The sequence below is a fragment of the Halobacteriovorax sp. DA5 genome (assembly GCF_002903145.1).
Taxonomy (GTDB): domain Bacteria; phylum Bdellovibrionota; class Bacteriovoracia; order Bacteriovoracales; family Bacteriovoracaceae; genus Halobacteriovorax_A.
Genome location: NZ_PPDJ01000053.1, coordinates 1 through 399, shown reverse-complemented (window position 1 = coordinate 399; position 399 = coordinate 1). Strand labels below are relative to the sequence as shown.

The following is a 399-nucleotide window of genomic DNA, read 5'->3' as shown; positions in this document are numbered from 1 at the left end:
TCCTCCTACTGTCAGGGTCTCAACCATCTCTCCTCCCTTGAGCTCCTGAATGTGAGAGAATCGATCCGTCTGACAGACCAGCTTCCCTCCCTCCAGTTTGACAATGCACTTGAGCTTCTTGCCGTCCATGGTGGTGATTTCAGCTTCCTTGCCGATGGTGAAGGTGTTAGTGACGGTTTTCCCAGGAGTCTTGGATGTGATGGTGAAGTTGTTGCCGTTTTGTTGGATTTCTGTCACTGGTTTAACATCCTTGGCCAGTTTAATAATGTCTTCTGGCAGAGGAATAGCTCTGAGAAACTCCTCGTAGTTCTCCTGAACGTACACCTGCCATGTTCCGCTGAAGGCCATGTCTGCTGCTGATCTGATCTGATCGGGCAAGAGCCTTTAGACCGCTTTGAG

Annotated in this window: 1 protein-coding gene; it reads right to left on the bottom strand. The window is 49.9% G+C overall.

Features of this window, described 5'->3' with window-relative positions; translation table 11 throughout:
* Positions 1–348: lipocalin/fatty-acid binding family protein (locus tag C0Z22_RS15855; protein ID WP_158246960.1), on the bottom strand; the 348-nt coding region annotated here is incomplete at its 3' end.
* Positions 349–399 lie beyond the last annotated feature (51 nt).